Genomic DNA, 21350 nt, shown 5'->3' with positions numbered 1-21350 from the left:
CTTGCGACGTTTTGTTGAGATCAATACAGAGTTTAATTATGGAAAAGAGGTGAACGTTGTGGAACACGAGTCCCCGATATTACATTTATTCGGTCTGAGTTTTAATGTAACCAATTTAATTACTACTGTGTCAGCGTGTGCCATTGTTTTTCTTGTCGCTTTCATTTGTACAAGAAATATGAAGTTGAAACCTACAGGTAAGCAAAACTTTATTGAATGGGTTGTCGATTTTGTGCAAAATATTATTTCTAGTTCAATGTCGAAAGAACAAGGGGACAAATTCGGACTATTAGGCTTTACGTTAATTATGTTTGTTTTTGTTTCAAATATGATGGGGCTGCCTCTAATATTGAATGTCAATGGACAACAAATGTGGAAGAGTCCAACGGCTGATCCGATCGTAACGTTGTCGATGGCTTTTATGGTCATTCTTCTATCGAATTACTTTGGGGTACGGGAACAAGGTTTTAAGAATTACTTTATGAATAGTTTTATACGGCCCGTACCATTCTTGTTGCCGATCAAACTATTCGAAGAATTTACAAATACACTGACTTTAGCTTTACGGTTATACGGAAACATTTACGCCGGTGAAATTCTGCTAGGGTTGATCGCCACTTTAGCTCAAAGCTATGGTGTCTTTACGTGGATTGTGGGAATTCCATTAGGTATGGTTTGGCAAGCCTTCTCGATTTTTATCGGAAGTATCCAAGCCTTTGTCTTCACGACTTTAACAATGGTATACATTTCTCATAAAGTAGAGCATTAAAGATAGAGTATCAATGAATTATCAAATATAAAAAAATTAGACGGTCATAGAGAGAATACTTAAAAATTAGGAGGAAATTATTATGGGTTTAATTGGAGCAGCAATCGCAATCGCAGGTGCAGCTATCGGAGCAGCATTTGGTTCAAGTAAAGTTATCGCAAAAACAATCGAATCTATCGCACGTCAACCAGAAATGAAAAGTGAATTACAAACATTAATGTATATCGGTGTTGGGTTAGTTGAAGCGATTCCGATCATGGCTGTTGTTATTGCATTTATCCTTGTATTTAGTTAATCAGGCGAAATGGATTACCGGCTGACATCAATAAAATGCGTTAAAGGCAGCGCTAACAAAAACCTCTGCCTTTTTTCGCGGATAACAAACCTGATATAGTAGAAGGAGTGAAGTAAATGTTCAACCAGTTAGTTTTAGGAGCAACAACTGCCGGGGATACAATTGTTGTACTAGTATCGTTTTTACTCTTGATGATTTTATTAAAGAAATTTGCTTGGAAACCGCTGATGAGCATTATGGAAAAGCGGGAACAAACCATTGCAAGTAACATAGAAAATGCTGAAATTGCCAAAAACGAAGCTGAGCGCCTAGCTGCAGAACGCCAAGAAAAACTAGATAAAACGCGAGCTGAAGCAGCCACGGTCTTAAATAAAGCAAAAGCTAGTGCTGAAAGTACAGAAAAGGAACTGTTAGCAGCTGCTCAACAAGAAGTACTCCGTTTAAAAATGGATGCAAAAAAAGAAATTGAAAATGAACGACAAATGGCTTTAGCAAGTGTACGACACGATGTGAGTTCGCTTTCTATTCAAATTGCTGAAAAACTGATCAACAAAGAATTAACCAATGAAGGGCATGCCGAGTTGATAGATCAGTACATCGAAAGGCTGGCTGATACCAATGAGATTAAATAGAGATATGGATGCAAGCCAGTTAGCTAAAGCCTTTTATCAGGATGCACTTGAAAAAGGAACGGAAGATGAGGCGTTCGATAACTTAATGGATATTCGTCAAATTTATGCAGGAAATAAAAACTTGACGAAGTTTTTCAATAACCGACAAATTGCACAAACAGATAAAGAACAGGTTTTAGAGGATCTAACGAAAACATTTTCGTCGGATATGCAGAAATTTATCAAAACGATTTACAATTTTAGACGGATGTCTGATTTGTTAGCAATCGTAAATGCATACGAAACGTTATACGACCATGAAAATCGGACAGCTATTGCAAATGTTACGACCACTGTTCCTTTAACAGAATCGCAAGAAAAACGCATCCAAGAAGTATTTATAAAAAAATTAGGTGCCAGAAAAGTTCTGATCAAAACAATCATTGATGAAGAAATATTAGGCGGCGTAATCATTGAAATCGAAAATAAAGTTTTTGATGGCAGTATTCGTGCTAATTTAGAGAGTTTAAGGAAACAATTAGTTAAGAATGAACGATAAGAAATAGCTGAAGAGGTGAAAATTTATGGGGTTAAAAGCTGAAGAGATCAGTTCGCTCATTAAACAACAAATTGAAGGTTTTCGTAATGAGTTGGTTGTTGACGAAGTTGGAACGGTCAGTTATGTCGGAGATGGTATTGCTCGAGCTTACGGGTTAGAGAATGCGATGGCCGGAGAACTACTTGAATTTTCTAACGGCGTTTATGGAATGGCACAAAACTTGGAAACAAATGATGTCGGGATCATTATTCTCGGCCCATTTGAAGGAATCGTTGAAGGCGATACGGTCAAGCGGACTGGACGCATTATGGAAGTTCCAGTAGGCGATGCAATGATTGGACGTGTAGTGAATTCATTAGGTCGGCCTATAGATGGACTAGGTGAGATTCAAACAACGAAAATGCGTCCTGTTGAAGCTGCGGCTCCCGGTGTAATGGACAGACAATCTGTTTTTGAGCCTTTGCAAACAGGGATCAAAGGTATAGACGCATTAGTACCGATCGGACGCGGACAACGGGAACTGGTTATTGGAGACCGTAAAACTGGGAAAACAAGTTTAGCGATCGACACGATCATCAACCAAAAAGGGCAAGATACGATTTGTATCTATGTAGCGATCGGCCAAAAAGAATCAACGGTTCGTTCACAAGTGGAAATATTGAAGCGATTTGGCGCAATGGATTATTCTATCGTGTTGACTGCAAGTGCATCTCAGCCAGCGCCATTACTCTATTTAGCACCTTATTCAGGTTTAGCCATGGCAGAAGAATTTATGTATAACGGCAAGCACGTGTTGATTGTTTTTGATGATTTAACCAAACAAGCTGCTGCTTACCGTGAACTGTCTCTTTTACTTCGTCGTCCGCCGGGCCGTGAAGCGTATCCCGGAGATGTTTTTTATTTGCATTCAAGGATGCTAGAGCGGGCTGCTAAATTAAATGACGCATTGGGTGGCGGTTCGATTACGGCTATACCATTTGTTGAAACACAAGCAGGAGATATTTCGGCTTACATTCCGACGAACGTTATTTCCATCACTGATGGACAAATCTTTTTAGAAAGCGATTTGTTCTATTCAGGCGTTCGTCCTGCATTGGCTGCCGGATTATCTGTCTCGCGGGTCGGAGGAGCTGCTCAAATAAAAGCGATGAAGAAAGTTTCGGGTACCTTGCGTTTAGACTTAGCAAGTTTCCGTGAATTAGAAGCTTTTACGCAATTTGGGTCAGATTTAGATGCTGCTACTCAAGCGAAACTAAACCGTGGGCACCGAACAGTCGAAATCTTAAAACAAGGGCTGCATGAGGTCATCAGCGTTGAAAATCAAGTGTTGATTTTTTATGCGTTGACTCACGGCTTCTTAGATACCATTTCGATTAGCGAGTTAGGAAGATTTGAAAAAGAATTTTATGAATATGTTGGAAACCAACACCAAGAAATAATAGATGAAATTGCTGAAACGAAAGATTTGCCAGATAGTGAAAAAATTGATGCTGTCATCAATGAATTTATCGACAACTTTTTCACAAGTGCCATCGATCCTGATAATGAAGAGTATATGCCAGGAACTATGTAAAGGCGGTGAATAGGAATGGCTGGTTCTTTAAATGATATTAGTAAAAAAATAGCTTCTACCAAAAAAACGAGTCAAATTACAAATGCTATGCAAATGGTCTCAGGAGCTAAGTTATCTAAAGCGGAACAAAAAGCAAAAGGGTTCCAAATTTACGCTAAAAAAGTTCGAGAAATCGTAACGAATTTAGCGCACACACAGTTAACAATGATTGAAGACAGCGGCTTAATTGGCACAAATTCGCCTTCTAATATTGATTTTCATGATATGTTAGTAGAGCGGCCAGTTAAAAAAACCGGTTATATCGTGATCAGCTCCGACAAAGGATTGGCTGGCGGATACAACAGTTCTATTATTAAAGCTACCGTAGATATGATCCAAAAAGACCATAGCTCGCCAGATGAGTACATCTTTATGGCTGTTGGCAGTACAGCTGGAGATTTCTTTAAATCAAGAGGCATGAACGTTGCTTATGAATTAAATGACATCAGCGACCACCCAACGTTTGATGAAATCCGCGGCATTGCCCGGACAGCAACTGAAATGTATAAAAACGAAGTATTTGATGAGTTGTATGTTTGCTACAACCACCACATTAACACCATAACGTTCCAATTTCGTGCCGATAAAATGTTACCTTTAAGTGATTTGGATCCTTCAGAGACAGTGGAATATGAAAGCGACTATTTATATGAACCTTCAAAAGAAGAAATCTTGGATATTTTATTGCCGCAATATGCAGAAAGTTTGATTTATGGTGCTATTTTAGATGCTAAGGCCGCAGAGCATGCTGCTCGTATGACCGCCATGAAGGGCGCGACCGATAATGCTAAAGATATTATTGATGACTTGACGGTGAATTACAATAGAGCTCGTCAAGCCGCCATCACGGAAGAAATTACGGAAATTATAGGTGGGGCTTCCGCATTAGAATAGTTTAATGAATGGGAGGAAAAATGAATGAGTAGTGGTCAAATTGTTCAAGTTATTGGACCGGTTGTTGATGTGGAATTCCCAGTAAATGGCGATATACCAGAAATCAATCATGCTCTTGTAGTAAAAAAAGTAACAACCGATGATGCTGAAAAAGATGCAAGAAAAGAAAATACGATTGTACTAGAAGTAGCGTTGCAATTAGGAAATGGTGTACTCAGAACCATTGCAATGGAATCAACAGATGGATTGCAGCGGGGAATGGAGGTTTCTGATACTGGAAGCCCAATCACAGTTCCTGTGGGAGAAGATACGTTAGGAAGAATGTTTAATGTTTTAGGCGAGACGATCGACTTAAAAGAACCGTTCGGTGATGACGTACGCCGTGATCCCATTCACCGTTTTGCTCCAGCTTTTGATGAATTAAGCAGCAATACATCGATTCTTGAAACAGGGATCAAAGTAATCGATTTATTAGCACCTTATTTAAAAGGTGGTAAAATCGGATTATTTGGTGGTGCCGGAGTTGGTAAAACCGTTTTGATCCAAGAATTGATTCATAATATTGCTGAAGAACATGGCGGAATATCTGTTTTTGCGGGTGTCGGAGAACGGACCCGTGAAGGAAATGACTTGTATTTCGAGATGCAAGAATCCGGTGTTATTAAACGAACAGCGATGGTCTTTGGTCAAATGAATGAACCGCCTGGTGCACGGATGCGTGTTGCCTTGACTGGTTTAACCATTGCTGAATACTTCCGTGACGACGTTGGTCAAGATGTGCTGCTCTTTATTGACAACATTTTCCGATTTACTCAAGCAGGTTCAGAAGTTTCGGCTTTGCTTGGCCGGATGCCGTCAGCTGTTGGGTACCAACCAACGTTAGCGACTGAAATGGGTCAATTACAAGAACGTATTACTTCAACGAATAAAGGTTCGATCACATCGATCCAAGCGATTTATGTGCCAGCAGATGACTATACGGATCCAGCCCCTGCAACAGTTTTCGCCCATTTGGATGCAACAACCAACCTAGAGCGTAAACTTACAGAGCAAGGGATTTATCCGGCAGTCGATCCGTTAGCGTCTACTTCTAGCGCATTGGCGCCAGAAATCGTCGGTGAAGAACATTACCGTATCGCTAACGAAGTTCAACAACTTTTGCAACGGTACCGTGAATTACAAGATATTATTGCTATTTTAGGGATGGATGAATTATCAGATAGCGAGAAAATCGTTGTTTCGAGAGCTCGTCGTATCCAATTTTTCTTATCGCAAAACTTCCATGTAGCTGAAGCATTTACAGGAATCCCGGGTTCGTATGTTCCGGTTTCTGAAACGGTTCGCGGCTTTAAAGGAATTTTAGAAGGCCGCTATGACGATTTGCCGGAAGATGCTTTCCGTAACGTTGGACGGATCGAAGAAGTTATTGCAAAAGCTGAAGCAGCAGGTTATTAATAAAGGAGGCAGTATAAATGGCGGAATTACATGTACAAATCGTGACTCCAGCTGGTATTGTCTATGACCATCGTGCGAGTATGGTGATTGTAAAAGCCATTGATGGCCAATTAGGAATCATGCCTGAACATACACCTATTATTGTTCCTTTGACAATCAATGGTGTCCGGATCAAACGGGTAACGAATGATGCTGAAGACTTGATTGCTGTAAACGGCGGAATAATGGAAGTACGGAACAATGTCTGTTCCATTATTGCGGATAGTGCTGAAAGATCGAGAGATATTGATGTAGAGCGTGCTTTTGCAGCTAAACACCGCGCTGAAGAGTCGCTTCGTAAAGCTGAAGCTGTTCACAATAATAAACAGCAAAAACGAGCAGAGATTTCATTGCGTAAAGCAATCAATCGTATTTCTGTCTCTAAACACAATCGTTCTTAAACGAGTAAAGGAACTTCCAGTTGCTTAAAGGCAGCTGTGAGGTTCTTTTTTTCTTGTTTTCTCATGGAAGCTATGAGAAACGGCTTAAAACTTGCTGAGATAAAAAGAATAAAACTGTTTTTTTAAAAGGAAGTCCGCTACTATAGAAGAAGGTATTCTTTTATTTAAAAGGAATATTGGTTTGTTTTAGCTAGCAAATCCTAGAAATACCATTTCAAAAAAGTATGTGTTAAACTAAACATAAGAGGAGCAAGACAAAATGAATTTTATAGGAACCCAAGCAGTCATCAGTCTTTTTTCACATGTCTTCTTTATTTTATTAGCATTTTGGGGCTTAAAAGGGTTGTTGATTGAAAAATGGATCAAAAAAAATCATATTGCTCAAGCTCGAGTGCTCTATTTGTTTTTGTCCATTACTATCGGCTATACCGTAAGTTCATTTGTATTGGAATTTATTTTGCAATCGCGTAATTTAATTTTTTTATTTTAATGGTTTTATTAACTGTTAAAGCAATAAAAAAATCTGAAAAATTGAAACTGTGCCTACTTCTATGTTATAATGCTTTAGATTGCTGTAAATTGTTAGAGCAACAGGGAATGGTAGTTGGCAACAGAAATTTCGGAGGGATATAATCATGGAAAAAATGATTGTTCGTGGCGGTAAGCGTCTTGAAGGAACAGTAAAGGTCGAAGGCGCAAAAAATGCTGTTTTACCCATTTTAGCAGCATCCATCTTGGCAAGTGAAGGCCAAAGCAAGTTAAGCAATGTACCCACTTTGTCAGATGTTTTTACGATAAATGAAGTATTGCGTCATCTAAATGTAGCTGTTAATTTTAATGAAACCGATAAAGAAATCACTCTGGATGCTTCAGGAGAATTGAATTTTGAAGCTCCATTTGAATATGTTAGTAAAATGCGCGCATCGATAGTTGTGATGGGCCCGCTGTTAGCACGTTTAGGGCATGCAAAAGTTGCTCTACCAGGCGGCTGTGCCATTGGAACACGCCCGATTGATTTGCATTTAAAAGGATTTGAAGCGATGGGAGCCAAAGTACATATTGAAAATGGCTACATTGAAGCTTTTGCCGATAAGTTAAAAGGCGCTCACATTTATTTAGATTTTCCGAGTGTTGGTGCTACTCAAAATATTATGATGGCTGCTGCATTAGCAGAAGGCACTACAACCATCGAAAATGTTGCACGTGAGCCAGAAATCGTTGACTTAGCTAACTTCTTGAATCGTATGGGAGCAAAAGTCTTTGGTGCTGGAACAGAAAGCATTCGTATCGAAGGTGTAGAAACATTACACGGAACAGAACATAGCATTATTCCAGATCGTATCGAAGCAGGAACTTTCATGGTGGCTGTAGCGGTTACGAAAGGCGATGTCTTCATTGAAGACGCTGTTTCTGAACACAATAAGCCTTTGATTTCTAAATTAAGCGAAATGGGTGTGCGCTTTATTGAAGGGGCTAATGGTCTACGGGTCATTGGACCTGAACAGTTAAAAGCAACGGATGTAAAAACAATGCCGCATCCAGGCTTTCCAACAGATATGCAAGCGCAAATGACGATTGCACAAGTATGTGCTGAGGGCATGAGTACTATGAAAGAAACGGTTTTTGAAAACCGCTACATGCATATGGAAGAGTTGCGTCGTATGAACGGTGAATTTACTGTCGAAAACCAAACGTTGGTTGTTTATGGACCAGCTAAATTGCAAGGAGCTGAAGTAGCCGCTACCGATTTAAGAGCAGCAGCTGCATTGATCATTGCAGGTATGGTGGCTGAAGGCTATACACGAGTCACTCATTTAGAATATTTAGATCGTGGCTATTATAAATTCCACAAAAAATTACAAGCTTTAGGTGCAGATATTGAACGTGTAAATGAAACGACTGAACATAGTTTGAAAACTGAAGAGTTGAATGCTTTATTTAATTAAACGTCTTTTGTGAATTCAAATGAAACTAAACTGGAATCAAATCACTTTAATGGGATTTTATTCCAGTTTTTTTTCTATGAATAAAATACTAAATAAGTTTTTTAAACGTTTTTCAAAAAAGTCAAGCAATGGTTTTAATTTTTTGAAATCACAGTTTCAGATTGTAAAGAGATATGTTATAATTATGAATTAGATGGCTAATGTTTAAAATTAGCCCTAGTTGAACAAGAGTTTAGGAGGAGAACATAGCAATGGCGAAAGACATAGGAATCGATTTAGGAACAGCTAATGTATTGATTCATGTAAAAGGAAAAGGAATCGTTTTAAACGAACCTTCAGTAGTTGCAATCGACACCAAAACCAATCGTGTCTTAGCGGTTGGAGAAGAAGCCTACTTAATGGTCGGGCGTACACCAGGAAATATACGAGCGATTCGTCCTTTAGATGGCGGAGTTATCGCTGACTTTGATATCACTGAAGCTATGTTGACTCACTTTATTAATAAATTGAATGTAAAGGGATTTATGTCTAAACCTAATATTTTGATTTGCTGTCCGACAAATATTACAGCGATTGAACAAAAAGCCATTATTGAAGCTGCTGAAAAAAGTGGTGGAAAAAATGTTTTTCTTGAAGAAGAACCTAAAGTAGCAGCTATCGGAGCTGGAATGGATATTTTTCAACCAAGCGGAAATATGGTCATTGATATAGGCGGTGGTACAACTGATATCGCTGTATTGTCAATGGGTGGAATTGTAACTAGCCGTTCATTGAAAGTAGCGGGAGACCGTATGGACAATGAAATCACTCAATACGTAAAGAAAAAATACAAACTTCTTATCGGGGAACGAACAGCTGAATCGATCAAAATGGAAATCGGAACAGTATTTGCCGATCGCCGTGACGATTCTATGGATGTTAGAGGACGAGATATGGTTAGCGGTTTGCCAAGAACGATAACGATCAAATCTGGTGAAGTTCAAGAAGCAACAGCTGAATCTATGTTGATGATCGTTCAACAAGCGAAAGACGTTTTAGAACAAACACCACCGGAATTGTCTGCTGATATTATTGATCGCGGAATTATATTGACCGGCGGAGGAGCACTATTAGATGGTGTGGATCAACTGTTTGCTGAACAATTAAAAGTACCTGTTTTTGTAGCAGAACTACCTTTAGATTCTGTTGCTTTAGGAACGGGAATCTTATTAGAAAACATGTCCAAGAAAAAATTCAGCCTTTAATTAAAAAAATCCAAAAAAAATGAGGTGACACAATGACAAAAGAAAAAATAGCAACGCAGATCTTAACGTTCATTTTAAAAGTTTTGCTTGTCATTGTTTTGATTGCCATCGCTTTAATTCTTGGAGCAATGGTGGGTTACGGAATCATTGGAGATGGAAACCCATTTGCCATTTTTGAAATGTCTACTTGGGGCCACATTTTCAGTTACTTTACAAAACCAACGATTGTCAATTAAAGAATAGAGAGACAGTACCAATAGAAAATCACTAGAAAAGGTGTGCAAAACTTTTTCGGTGATTTTTTTGTGTTTAAAAATGAATACGCTTTTTTTGACAGACAGTTAAAGTGTAAGACAATTAAAGGAGGAGAAAAAAATGAATCAAATGGCTTTAGTCGGTCGATTAGTTAAAGAAGTCGAATTGAAAGAAATCGGAGAAGGAAAAATAGTAACGAACAATACGCTAGCCGTTAAACGCAGATACAAAAATGAACAAGGGCAGCAAACAGACTTTATTCCGGTGGTAGCTTGGGGCCCAGTGGCAAAGTTGCTGCATACGTATTGCGAGAAAGGGCATCTAGTAGGTCTATCAGGCAGAATGCAATCGAGATCCTATGTAAATAAAGAAGAAGAAACGGTCTTTTTAGTAGAGATGGTCATCGATGAACTCCATTTTTTACAAGGAAGAAAAATACAGGATCCTTCTCTTTTGGAAGTAGAAGTTTAAAAGAAGAGAAGAGGCTCGTCCTGCAAGAAAATAAGGTGTAGCGAATGATCAACTAAACAAGTTTGAACAAAAAGAATAGATCAGCCCTCATTGTTTGAAAAAATGAGGGCTGTTTTTAATGAAACAATACAAAATGAGTGAAACAAACAAAAAATTCAGGTTAGCATTCAGTTGCCTTAAAAAAAAGAGTATACTAAACTAGAGTCAGCACAAAAAAGAGTATCAGAAATGTCAGCTCTTTTGCAATTTTTTTAAAACAAGCAAATAAAGGTTTCAGTGCTGCGGTATGGATCAGCACGCGACGGATTTTGAATCCTAGCAAATTAAAAAAGGCTGTTCTATCTAATAAAGCGAAACACCTATTCTACAATACGAAGGGAGGCATAGGTTTTTTTCTTCTGATCAAAGTCACAGAAGGAAAAGCCTATCACTAAATGAAGATAATCATGATTGAAGACAATCATTCGGTTTGCGAAATGATGGAAATGTTTTTTCAAAAAGAACAATGGGAAGCTGCTTTTATTCAAGATGGGAAAGAAGGGTTGGATTTATTTTTAACAGATGTAGCAAGTTGGGATTTAGTTATTCTTGATTTGAACTTACCGAGCATGGATGGTATGCAAATTTGCCGTGAAATGCGCAAAGTTTCTAAGCGCGTTCCGATCATTATGCTGACAGCTAAAGATTCTGAAAGCGATCAAGTGATTGGATTGGAAATGGGAGCTGATGATTACGTCACGAAACCTTTCAGTCCGTTAACGCTTATCGCCCGCATTAAAGCCATAACGAGACGTGCAGAGCTAAGCCATGACGACAGCAGCGGTTACGTCGAAAGCACATATGAAATTGAAACTAAGCACCTTAAAATCGATAAGAAGACACGTGAAGCCATCCTTTATGAGAAAGAGATCGAAGGCTTAACACCTAAAGAATTTGAATTATTGTATACATTGGCAAAAAGTCCAAAACAAGTCTTTTCAAGAGAACAATTATTGAGCATGATTTGGGACTATGAATATTTTGGCGATGAACGGACAGTAGATGCGCACATCAAAAAGCTGCGTCAAAAAATCGATAAGACTGGTCCGCAAGTTATCCAGACAGTATGGGGCATAGGCTATAAATTTGACGACACTGGAGTCGAATAAAAATGAAATTAAAATATTTTTATCAACAAATGCTGGCATTCTTTACAGTGATTATGACCATGCTGATCATTCTTGGTTTTTCTTTTTTACAATTTGCTAAAAATACGACTTACCGCAATACCGAAACACAATTATATGGGTATGCGGAAGCCTTGATCGAAGGCGATCTTCAAACAGACCAATTGGATACAGGACAAATCATATTGAAGAATCAAGGAGTCACGTTGAGCGTCTTTAACAGTGAAGATCAAATGATTTACCCCCAAGCGGAGTCTAATTACTCAAGCGGTATTTCTGCAGCGGATATGAAAAAATTAGAAGAAGGGCAGCGGATCTCATTGACCGTTCGGCAAAAAGACTTTTATGGCAATAACCGAGAAATTGCTTTAGTGTACCTGCCGTTTTATGTAAAAGCCAGCGGGGTATTTTCTGGTTTTGTAGCCGTCAGCTCGCCGATCAGCGGCATTGAAGCTAATCTCACAGAGTTGCGGGATAACTTATTTAGCGCCTTTTTATTTTCTTCATTAGGAGCGATTGTTATGAGTTTGTTGTTTGCAAAATACCAAGTCAATCGAATCAATCGTTTAAGAAAAGCGACCCATACTGTTGCACAAGGGAAGTTTGATGTCCACTTGGAAAACTACGGGCGCGATGAATTTGACGATTTAGCCAGTGATTTTAACAGTATGGTCGGTTCATTAAAAGATTCTCACGAAGAAATCGAACGTCAAGAAAACCGGCGAAGACAATTTATGGCAGATGCTGCTCATGAAATGCGGACACCGTTGACAACCATCAATGGGTTATTAGAAGGACTAGAACACGATATGATACCAGAGAACCAAAAACAACGCAGTATCGAACTCATGCGCAATGAAACACGCCGTTTGATTCGATTAGTGAATGAAAATTTGGATTATGAAAAAATCCGAACCAATCAAATCATGTTGTACAAACAAAATTTTAATGTTCAAGAAGCTCTTGAAATTATTATCGAACAGCTATCTACTAAAGCAAAAACGGCTAAAAATACGCTTGTTTTAGATTGCCCGTCAGAAATGATGATTTATGCAGATTATGACCGATTTATTCAAATTATGGTCAACCTTATCCAAAATGCGATTCAATTTACTCAAGATGGTGAAATCAAGCTCACAGGGTGGGTAGAAGACAATGCGAGCATTGTCACCATTGAAGATTCGGGAATCGGAATGGATGCTGAAGAAGTGAAAAATATTTGGGAACGTTATTATAAAGCCGATGTTTCTAGAAAAAATACTAAGTATGGAGAATCTGGTTTAGGGTTAGCGATTGTTCAGCAATTGATGAACTTGCATGGCGCTAAGATCAGCGTTGAAAGTACACCAGGAAAAGGTACCTTGTTTACGTTAGTTTTTCCATCAGAATCAAGTCAGTCAGAAAAGCAGACAAAAGATTAAAAAAGGATACAACAATTTTGTTGGCTGCTGAAAAATGACTTCTTATACGTTCAAATAGTCGTTAAGAAAAATACAAAAGCGAGAAAAGGAGATCATCCTTTCTCGCTTTTGTATTTATCCGATTTAGACTTTAAAGCTTAAAGCACCGATTTTGTGGCTTCACACAGACAAACACAGAAATCTGGGGAAAATGGTTCTATTAGAGTAGTTGCTGTATTTTCATTTGGTTTTTCTTAGGTGCTTTTCTTTCACATTCTTGATAAGGGGCTATATTTCTCTTGAACCCTACTGTAACGGATTATTTTCTTCCTTATGTACTATTTATAATATGTGGTCCCTGTCGCTTTTCTATTCAATTGCAAGTAAGATAGTTTGTCTCAAAAACGGGAAATCGAGATAAACTACTGCTAAAAAGAAAGGAGCTTGTCCCCGAATGGCGAAAACTGGTTCTATCATTTTGGGTGTTGGTAAGTGAAATGACTATATGCTACAATCTTGAAATTTTTGGAGGAATAGTGGCTACAAGCAAACACGTAAGTTCCGAAGGTAATTTCAATCTAAGAGACACCAACACGATTTGATAAAGAGCCAAAAAAAGCCAAAGCGACGAATAGCGCTTTGGCTTTTTTTAGATTAACAGATACAATTCATATGCTTATTTTTGTTCTTCTACAGGTTCTGCTTCGTTCAAACCATCAGTAGCGGGTTGGTTTAGGATAGAAGAATCTTCTTCTGTTTGCAATTCAGGAGCATTTGTTTCGTACAATTCAACAGTTGATTGTTTACCGTTTAAATCGTACAAGCTAGTTGCTTGATCGCCTAAACCTTCATTGATAGCTTTCATCCGTTCTAATTGGTTTTGGTAACTATAAGAAGCAGGATCAGTTTCTAATAAACCTTCAGGCGTATAGAAACGCAATAAGTCGCTATGCAAAATACTGTCTGACAAGCTTAGTTGAGTAGAAACAGCTTCTTTTAAAGCTTCTGTTTCAGCAAGTACTTCCTCAGAAGGCTCTTCAATCAATTCACCGGTTGCTGTGTCGTAAATATCTGCACCATCAAGAGTGTATTTCGGAGTTACAACATCACCGTTACGGAAAGCAACTGTTTCATCATGATCAGCTGAGAAGAGATCGGTTCCCATCATAATGTTGTCTTTAGTATCGACACCCAACAAATGCATCAATGTTGGCAGCATGTCAACTTGGCCGCCGAATTGTTCGTTGATTTTTCCATTGTCTGTTCCAGGAATATGGTACATCAATGGGATCCGTTGCAACATATCGTTGTCGTAGCCGTTCCAAGTTTCTGGATCTTCGCCAAGTAAAGGCGCCAATGTTTTGTTTCTTGAATTTGAAATACCATAGTGATCCCCGTACAAGACAATAATAGAATTATCGTAGAGACCAGAATCTTTCAGATAAGTGAAGAATTCTTCAATGGCTTGATCCAAATAATGAGCCGTCACAAAATAATTATTGATGGTATCATCAGGCGTTTGGGCCGCTTTGAATTCAACGTTTGCTTCATCCAATGGATAAGGGAAATGATTTGAAACGGTAATAAGTTTTGAATAGAATGGTTGAGGCAATTGTTCGATATACTGAACAGATTCTTGTAAGAATAATTTATCTTTCAAACCATATTCAAGGGTATTGCCTTCAGACATATCATAAGAATCAGCATCAAAGAAATAATCGATGCCTAATTGTTTATAGGTGTTGTCTCGATTCCAGAATGAGCCAACATTTCCATGTAAGACTGCACTTGTGTAATCTTTTTTAGAACGTAAGATTTGGGCTGCCGATTGGAAAGTGTTGCTTCCGCCAACTTGGGTAAATGCGCCACCTTGAGGCAAACCGAATAATGAGTTTTCTAATAACATTTCAGAATCAGACGTTTTACCTTGTCCTACTTGATGAAAAACATTCGTGAAACTTTGGGTTTGCTGGTCATGGAAAATACTGTTTAAGAAAGGCGTCACTTCATGCAATTCGCCATTTTCATCTTCTAATTGATAATCGATCAAAAATTGTTGGAAACTTTCTAAGTGCAAATAAATTACATTGCGGTCTTCAGCAATTCCAAACATTTCTGAATCAGGAGCAGCATAGTGTTCATTTACATAAGAGAGAACAGCATCCATATCCGACTCATCTGCGTTGGCTTTGATTTGATTGGACTGCGCCGTTTGGTAACCGTCGTAAGCAGTGAAAAAGTTCAAACCGAGGTATTTGACGATATAGTTCCGGTCAAAGGTACGCGCCAAGAGTTGCGGGCGATTGCTTTCTGCTAATGCTAAATTACCTGCAAATAAGGTTACAGCTAAAATGGTTATTGCAGCAGCGGAACGTTTTTTATAGAGACGTTGGTCAAGTTTGACCGTTTTTGTCAATACTAAACCAAGCAAGACAACAAAATCGAGCCAGTAAAAAATATCTCGTGCTTTTAATAAAGCGGTTGTGCTGGCTCCAAGACCGCCAGCAACATTCCCAGCACCAAGAATCGTGGTTACCGAAAGGAAATCAGAAAATTCTCGGTAATATAAGATATTGGCAAAGAGCAACACGCTTAAAAGAAAGTAAACCACGAATAAAACGGTATAAGCTTTCTTGCTTTTTTTAAAGTACAGGGCAATCGAAAGGAACAGCATGGTGGTCGCCACGGGGTTGATCAGCAAAATAAATTGCTGCATAGCTCCGGTAACACCAAGCGAGAATTCTTGTGTATACCCTAAATACGTTTTTGCCCAGAATAAAACGACTGCCAATGAAAAGAAACCGAGCCGTGTATTTAGTATAGATTTTAATTTAGTCACTAGTTAAGTCCTCCTTAAAGATACAAAAAAAATGCCTTTTTTTATCAAAGTGAGCGTCTGCTTATTTAATACGAATAAGCACCAGCTATTAAGACATATCATAGATATTTTACAGCTAATTTACACTAGAGTCAATTTTTTGCCTCATATAATCAGAATGTATTCGGATACAATGGCAAAAGAGCAGGGTTCTCTCATGTAAGGTTAAATTTAAGTAAAGTTTATTCTTTTTAGAGTCAAAAAAAACTAGTGATTAAGGTATAATGGGTAACATCAAGATAAAGGGAGGTTTTGCCTCACCATGTTTTTTTTACAATCTCTTTTTGATTTAACTGAAAATTTATTGGGCGATTCGATCAACCATTTTCCTTTGATTGAACTTATTTTTTACAGCTTAGATCAAGCCCTGTTTTATTTTATTTTTTGGGCCATCGGCCGAAGCTTATATTTGTTCATTCGCAAAAAGAAACAGTTGCCGATCAAAATCCGCCGCGAAGTTATTTTGAATCTGTTTGTTTTTTATTTGATCTTATTGATTCATTTGACCGTTTTTCGAGAAGAAAACAGCATTGGGAATGTTGCAGTAACGCTTCGTTCACTCGATCAAATCAATTGGACGCCATTTGTTCATACCTTTAAATTAACTCAGGGTGTCACTTTATTTGATTATTATTATAATTTATACGGCAATATCCTTTGGTTTATTCCTATGGGATTTGGAGCGGCCTATTTAACGACTAAACGCCATTACTTTTTTAAAACGCTGTTGTTGGGCTCGGTGGTCTCCTTTTCGATTGAAACGATGCAATTCCTGTTTCATACTGGAGTAGCCGATATCGACGATTTGATTTTTAATACTATCGGTACATTAGTAGGATTGATCTTATTTGAAGCCTGTCAATGGATTTTTTATAAAGTAAAAGGGATTAAAAAAAGAAAAATCAACTCCGTTAACCGCTCTTGAAAAATAAATACCACAAAGAGTATGGTATACTGGGGAGTTACAAATCAGAAAAAGCATTAAAAAAGGAGAAGTTGAACCGTGGAAAAATATATGTTGAAAAGACGCGCTACTGAGCGTGCACGTCAAGGTTATCCATTATTGGTATTGGAAGATTTTGTTAAAGAACCAAAAGTTTCAGAAGGTACCGTAATAGAATGTATTGATGAACAAAAGAAATTTGTTGCAGTAGCTTATTTAGCCAAACAAAATAAAGGCGACGGCTGGATTTTAACAACCCAAGCCAATGAAAAAATCGACCAAGCTTTTTTTGAAAGAATCTTCCAAGAAGCTTTAGATCAACGTTCAATCTTCCGACTGAATGACCAAACGACTGCTTACCGCGTCTTCAATGGAGAAGGCGATGGTTTAGGCGGGGTGACAGTTGACTTCTATGCCGATTACTACGTCTTCTCATGGTACAGTGCCGGTATTTACAAACACCGCGATCAGATTTTAGCTGCTTTTAAAACGGTAGCACCGGAAATTAAAGGAATTTACGAAAAAATTCGTTTTGAAATGAAAATCAAACCAGCTACCGACCTTGTTTTTGGAGAAGCTGCACCTGAGCCATTGATCGTTCAGGAAAACGGCATTCGCTATGCAACGTATTTGGATGATGGGTTAATGACTGGGATTTTCTTAGACCAGCGTGATGTGCGTCAAAGTTTGTTGGAAAATTATGCGATGGGTAAATCTGTTTTAAACACGTTCAGTTATACTGGAGCTTTTTCGGTTGCAGCAGCATTAGGCGGAGCGATTGAAACCACGAGTGTGGATTTAGCTAAACGCAGCTTGCCAAAAACAACAGAACAATTTGAAATAAATGGGTTAAACCCGGCAGACCAAACGATTCGTGTGATGGATGTATTTGATTATTTTAAATACGCTATTCGACACCAATTAGTCTTTGATGTGGTAGTGGTAGATCCGCCAAGCTTTGCTCGTTCGAAAAAACGGACTTTCAGCGCGGCACAAGATTATACTGGTTTATTGGAAGAGGTCATTCAATTGACTAAACCAAACGGTATCATTATTGCCTCAACCAATGCGGCTAATGTCACGACTAAGAAATTTGAAGGCTTTATCGAAGAAGCTTTTGAAAATCAAGGAGCTGCTTATTCGATAGAAGAAAAGCATACTTTGCCGGAAGATTTCAAAATCAGTCCTCATTTTCAACAAGGAGATTACTTGAAAGTTTACATTATCCGCAAAAAATAATCTGTCCTTAAAAGATGAATTTTAGACACTTTGTCAAGTCGTATTGGTGATTCTTAGGGGTTGGAATTTCCTCCGGAACTTACGTGTTTGCTTGTAGAAAGCCATGAAAAGGATTCAAGCAGCCACTATTCCTCCAAAAAATTCAAGATTATAGCATACAGTCATTTTCTTTATCAACATCAAAAATGATAGAACGCTTTATTCTAACGGAAAATTTCGTCTGTCATTATTTTGCTCATCAACACTAAATATTATAGACTCGAATTTTAAAGAAGGTTGATCAAGTGAAAAAAGCGAAACTACAAAAAACCAATGCCATTCGGTTAGTGGATAAAATGAAAATCAGCTATCAACTTCATGAATATCCTTGGGATGAAGATCATTTAGGCGCCGAAGCCGTTTTCGAAACACTGTCAGCACCGAAAGAATGGATTTTTAAGACCATTGTAACGACAGGCGACAAAACTGGCATAGTCGTTGCCTGCATTCCGGGAGACAGTGAAATTGATTTGAAAAAATTAGCTAAAGCCAGCGGCAATAAACGCATAGCGCTATTGCCGTTAAGCGAATTAGAGAAAACGACCGGTTATATTCGCGGCGGGTGTTCTCCGATTGGAATGAAAAAGCTGTACCCTACTTATTTTTCAAAACGTGCTGAACAAATGGAACGTATCATTGTTTCAGCAGGCAAGCGGGGTTTACAAATCGAATTGGATCCACTCGATTTACAAAAAGTTACTTCAGCTACATTTGCAGAAATCGAAAGTCCACACAACTGAAAAAATCCGTTGTTCCTAAAAAAGGAACAGCGGATTTTTGGTTATTCGTGATTTTCCAAAGCTTGAGCAGCAGCGTGCATGCCGGCGATACGACCGGTAATGAATGCCCCAGTGATGTTGTAACCACCAGTGTATCCATTGTAATCCAAAATTTCACCGGAAAAATATAAACCGCTGGTAAATTTGCTTTCCATCGTTTTGGGATTGACTTCCTTTGTATTGATGCCGCCTCCGGTGACGAACGCTTTTTCGATCGGAAGCGTACCATTGGCTGTAAACCGGAAATCTTTCAAAAACTCGATGAATTTCTCAAGTTGATCGGGTGTCATTTGTTTCAAAGGCGCATTTTCATCGACACCTAATCGTTCCAAAGCAAACAATAAATACCGTTCAGGCACTAAGCCTTTTAAAGCATTTTTTGTACTTTTTTCTCCTTCATTTTTCATTAAACCTTGCAGCTGTTGAGTAACTGCGCCTTTTGATAATTCAGGCAATGCATCTAATGAAAATGTGACGAAATCTGTTTTATCGCGTTGCATGGTTTGGTGAACAAACATGGAACAACGCAAAACTGCTGGGCCTGAAATACCAAAGTGGGTGAAAATCATATCCATTTGATGGGTAATGACTTTTTTTCCTTTTTTATTTAAGACACTAAGAGCCACATCCCGTAAAGAAAGACCTTGAAGGGTTTTATCTTGAATAAAAGCTTCATCAGACAAAACGGGTACTTCTGTCGGGTAAAGAGGTTTTAAACTATGACCGGCTTTTTTAGCCCATTTGTAACCGTCACCGGTTGAACCCGTTCTTGGCATGGCTCGTCCGCCAGTTGACAGAACGATGCTTTTGGCCGACAACTCTCGTTCATCTTGCAATCGCAAGCCTGCAACTTTATTGTCTTCAAACAGTAATGTATCAACCGGAGCATCGGTATAAACGGTAATGGCTAATCGCTCCATGATCTCGATCAAAGCTTCTAAAACAGTCCGAGCCTTATCCGTTATCGGAAACATCCGACCATGGTCTTCTTCTTTTAAAGCGACTCCGTTCGAACGGAAAAAGGCCATAATATCATAATTATCGTATTGATGGAAAGCACTGTATAAAAAACGTCCATTTCCTGGGATATGGGCGATGATTTCTTCTTTATCGCGGTTGTTGGTTACGTTGCAACGTCCGCCGCCGGTCACCAGTAATTTACGGCCGAGCGTTTTGTTTTTTTCGACAACGGCAACTTTTGCACCATGTTCAGCAGCAGAGATAGCAGCCATCATACCGCTAGTCCCACCGCCAACTACGATGACATCGTAATCTGTCATGCGGATTCCTCATTTCTGTTGGTCAAATTGTTAAAATTTCTTCACTTACCTTAGCACATTCCAGTCATTAGTTCCATCTCCTCGTGAAAGAATTTATATTGGAACCAGTTACATGTTGTAGTTCAACTCTTATCCTTGTTATGATGTGAGTATTAATAAATTGAATCATTAAGGAAGAGGTTGAATATGGAAATTTTAATTGCATTGTTGCCAGCTATTGCTTGGGGAAGTATTGGGTTAGTTAGTGGGAAATTAGGTGGAAATGCTTATCAGCAAACGGTCGGAATGACCGTGGGAGCGTTTATCTTTTCAATAGGAGTGTATGTTGTTTATCAACCTGCCATTGATATGAAAATTATTTTAGCAGGCTTGGTATCTGGGATATTTTGGTCTTTAGGGCAAATGAAACAGTTTCAAAGTATGCAGCTGATCGGGGTTTCTAATACGCTGCCTATTTCAACAGGTCTGCAACTGATCGTCAATACGTTGGCAGGTGTGCTGTTGTTTAGAGAATGGACCAGTACAAGAGACATAGTATTAGGGATTATAGCGATTGTTATTTTGATTGTCGGTGTGCGTTTGACGACTGTAACCGATAAGTCTGAACAAACGGATACTAAATCTGCTTCAGCCAAAAAAAATGGTGCGATGGCCTTGCTGCTCTCGACAGCTGGTTATGGATTATACACGATCACGATCAACGCTACCGGAGTGGATGCTTTAGCCGTTATTTTGCCGCAAGCGGTTGGGATGATGATTGGTGCTTTCTTGTTTTCTTTCCGACAAGAGATAAAAAGCAAGTACACGATGCGCAACATCGGGACTGGTTTGTTATGGGCAACAGGGAATATATTCATGCTGATTTCCATGAAGAATGTTGGTTTAGCTATTAGTTTCTCACTGTCTCAAACAGGAATCATCATTTCAACTTTAGGCGGCATCTGGTTTCTTGGAGAAACAAAATCGAAAAGAGAGTTCCGCTACGTTTTGCTGGGCTGTCTTGGAGTGATCGCCGGCGGCATTTTGATCGGCTACATCAAAGCTTAAAAAACCGGAATTAAGAAAGGGTAGGATG

Annotated in this window: 21 protein-coding genes; 19 read left to right on the top strand and 2 right to left on the bottom strand. The window is 38.7% G+C overall.

Going from position 1 to position 21350, the window contains the following annotated elements:
• Nucleotides 1–58 precede the first annotated feature (58 nt).
• From atpB to JHE06_RS08760, 15 genes are all read left to right on the top strand, one after another.
• A complete protein-coding gene (gene atpB, locus JHE06_RS08830; RefSeq protein ID WP_058918987.1) occupies nt 59–769 on the top strand; it encodes a F0F1 ATP synthase subunit A in 711 nt (236 codons plus the stop codon).
• Between the two features lie 82 nt (nt 770–851).
• Nucleotides 852–1064, top strand: coding sequence for a F0F1 ATP synthase subunit C (gene atpE, locus JHE06_RS08825; protein WP_058918986.1), 213 nt, complete (start codon nt 852–854; stop codon nt 1062–1064).
• A 116-nt stretch (nt 1065–1180) separates the two neighbouring features.
• Nucleotides 1181–1696, top strand: a complete 516-nt coding sequence (gene atpF, locus JHE06_RS08820; protein WP_058918985.1) for a F0F1 ATP synthase subunit B — start codon at nt 1181–1183, stop codon at nt 1694–1696.
• Nucleotides 1683–2234, top strand: a complete 552-nt coding sequence (atpH, locus tag JHE06_RS08815; RefSeq protein WP_201088550.1) for an ATP synthase F1 subunit delta — start codon at nt 1683–1685, stop codon at nt 2232–2234. Before atpF ends, atpH begins: the two co-directional genes overlap by 14 nt.
• A 25-nt stretch (nt 2235–2259) precedes the next feature.
• Nucleotides 2260–3807 (top strand): F0F1 ATP synthase subunit alpha, encoded by a 1548-nt coding sequence (atpA, locus tag JHE06_RS08810; protein ID WP_201088549.1) that lies wholly within the window; start codon nt 2260–2262, stop codon nt 3805–3807.
• A gap of 15 nt (nt 3808–3822) precedes the next feature.
• Nucleotides 3823–4740, top strand: coding sequence for a F0F1 ATP synthase subunit gamma (locus tag JHE06_RS08805; protein WP_058918982.1), 918 nt, complete (start codon nt 3823–3825; stop codon nt 4738–4740).
• A 24-nt stretch (nt 4741–4764) separates the two neighbouring features.
• Complete coding sequence (gene atpD, locus JHE06_RS08800) at nt 4765–6195, top strand: F0F1 ATP synthase subunit beta (protein WP_058918981.1); 1431 nt, start codon at nt 4765–4767, stop codon at nt 6193–6195.
• A gap of 17 nt (nt 6196–6212) precedes the next feature.
• On the top strand, nt 6213–6635 hold the full coding sequence (locus tag JHE06_RS08795; RefSeq protein WP_058918980.1) for a F0F1 ATP synthase subunit epsilon: 423 nt from the start codon (nt 6213–6215) through the stop codon (nt 6633–6635).
• Between the two features lie 259 nt (nt 6636–6894).
• Nucleotides 6895–7125, top strand: coding sequence for a DUF1146 family protein (locus JHE06_RS08790; RefSeq protein WP_058918979.1), 231 nt, complete (start codon nt 6895–6897; stop codon nt 7123–7125).
• A gap of 145 nt (nt 7126–7270) precedes the next feature.
• Nucleotides 7271–8581, top strand: a complete 1311-nt coding sequence (gene murA, locus JHE06_RS08785) for a UDP-N-acetylglucosamine 1-carboxyvinyltransferase (RefSeq protein WP_201088548.1) — start codon at nt 7271–7273, stop codon at nt 8579–8581.
• Between the two features lie 251 nt (nt 8582–8832).
• Nucleotides 8833–9825: a rod shape-determining protein MreB gene (gene mreB / locus JHE06_RS08780; RefSeq protein WP_058918977.1), complete on the top strand. Its 993-nt coding sequence runs from the start codon at nt 8833–8835 to the stop codon at nt 9823–9825.
• Between the two features lie 32 nt (nt 9826–9857).
• Nucleotides 9858–10061: a DNA-directed RNA polymerase subunit beta gene (locus JHE06_RS08775; RefSeq protein ID WP_058918976.1), complete on the top strand. Its 204-nt coding sequence runs from the start codon at nt 9858–9860 to the stop codon at nt 10059–10061.
• Between the two features lie 139 nt (nt 10062–10200).
• The gene (locus JHE06_RS08770) at nt 10201–10551 is read left to right on the top strand and encodes a single-stranded DNA-binding protein (protein WP_058918975.1); all 351 of its coding nucleotides are present in this window, start codon (nt 10201–10203) and stop codon (nt 10549–10551) included.
• A 434-nt stretch (nt 10552–10985) separates the two neighbouring features.
• Nucleotides 10986–11699 (top strand): response regulator transcription factor, encoded by a 714-nt coding sequence (locus JHE06_RS08765; RefSeq protein WP_201088547.1) that lies wholly within the window; start codon nt 10986–10988, stop codon nt 11697–11699.
• A 2-nt stretch (nt 11700–11701) separates the two neighbouring features.
• Nucleotides 11702–13138 (top strand): sensor histidine kinase, encoded by a 1437-nt coding sequence (locus JHE06_RS08760; RefSeq protein WP_058918973.1) that lies wholly within the window; start codon nt 11702–11704, stop codon nt 13136–13138.
• 655 nt (nt 13139–13793) lie between these two features.
• Here JHE06_RS08760 and JHE06_RS08755 read toward each other — a convergent pair.
• A complete protein-coding gene (locus JHE06_RS08755) occupies nt 13794–15956 on the bottom strand; it encodes an LTA synthase family protein (protein WP_236253491.1) in 2163 nt (720 codons plus the stop codon).
• A gap of 301 nt (nt 15957–16257) precedes the next feature.
• Here JHE06_RS08755 and JHE06_RS08750 point away from each other — a divergent pair, with 301 nt between their 5' ends.
• The 3 genes from JHE06_RS08750 (at nt 16258) to ybaK (ending at nt 18956) form a co-directional block, all read left to right on the top strand.
• Nucleotides 16258–16920 carry a VanZ family protein gene (locus tag JHE06_RS08750; protein ID WP_201088546.1) on the top strand — a complete coding sequence of 221 codons (663 nt, stop codon included), beginning with the start codon at nt 16258–16260 and terminating at the stop codon, nt 16918–16920.
• 78 nt (nt 16921–16998) lie between these two features.
• Nucleotides 16999–18177, top strand: coding sequence for a class I SAM-dependent rRNA methyltransferase (locus JHE06_RS08745; protein WP_236253490.1), 1179 nt, complete (start codon nt 16999–17001; stop codon nt 18175–18177).
• Nucleotides 18178–18440: 263 nt separating this feature from the next.
• Nucleotides 18441–18956 carry a Cys-tRNA(Pro) deacylase gene (ybaK, locus tag JHE06_RS08740; RefSeq protein ID WP_201090001.1) on the top strand — a complete coding sequence of 172 codons (516 nt, stop codon included), beginning with the start codon at nt 18441–18443 and terminating at the stop codon, nt 18954–18956.
• Nucleotides 18957–18997: 41 nt separating this feature from the next.
• Here ybaK and JHE06_RS08735 read toward each other — a convergent pair whose 3' ends face one another.
• Nucleotides 18998–20275, bottom strand: a complete 1278-nt coding sequence (locus JHE06_RS08735) for an NAD(P)/FAD-dependent oxidoreductase (protein WP_058918969.1) — start codon at nt 20273–20275, stop codon at nt 18998–19000.
• A 186-nt stretch (nt 20276–20461) separates the two neighbouring features.
• On the opposite strand from JHE06_RS08735, the gene JHE06_RS08730 reads away from it, so the two are divergent.
• Complete coding sequence (locus JHE06_RS08730) at nt 20462–21322, top strand: GRP family sugar transporter (RefSeq protein ID WP_201088545.1); 861 nt, start codon at nt 20462–20464, stop codon at nt 21320–21322.
• Nucleotides 21323–21350 lie beyond the last annotated feature (28 nt).

Origin of the sequence: Carnobacterium sp. CS13 (assembly GCF_016653495.1) — a bacterium.
GTDB lineage: Bacteria > Bacillota > Bacilli > Lactobacillales > Carnobacteriaceae > Carnobacterium_A > Carnobacterium_A antarcticum.
Note: the sequence above shows the minus strand (reverse complement) of the source record. Positions and strands in the feature narration are given on the sequence as shown.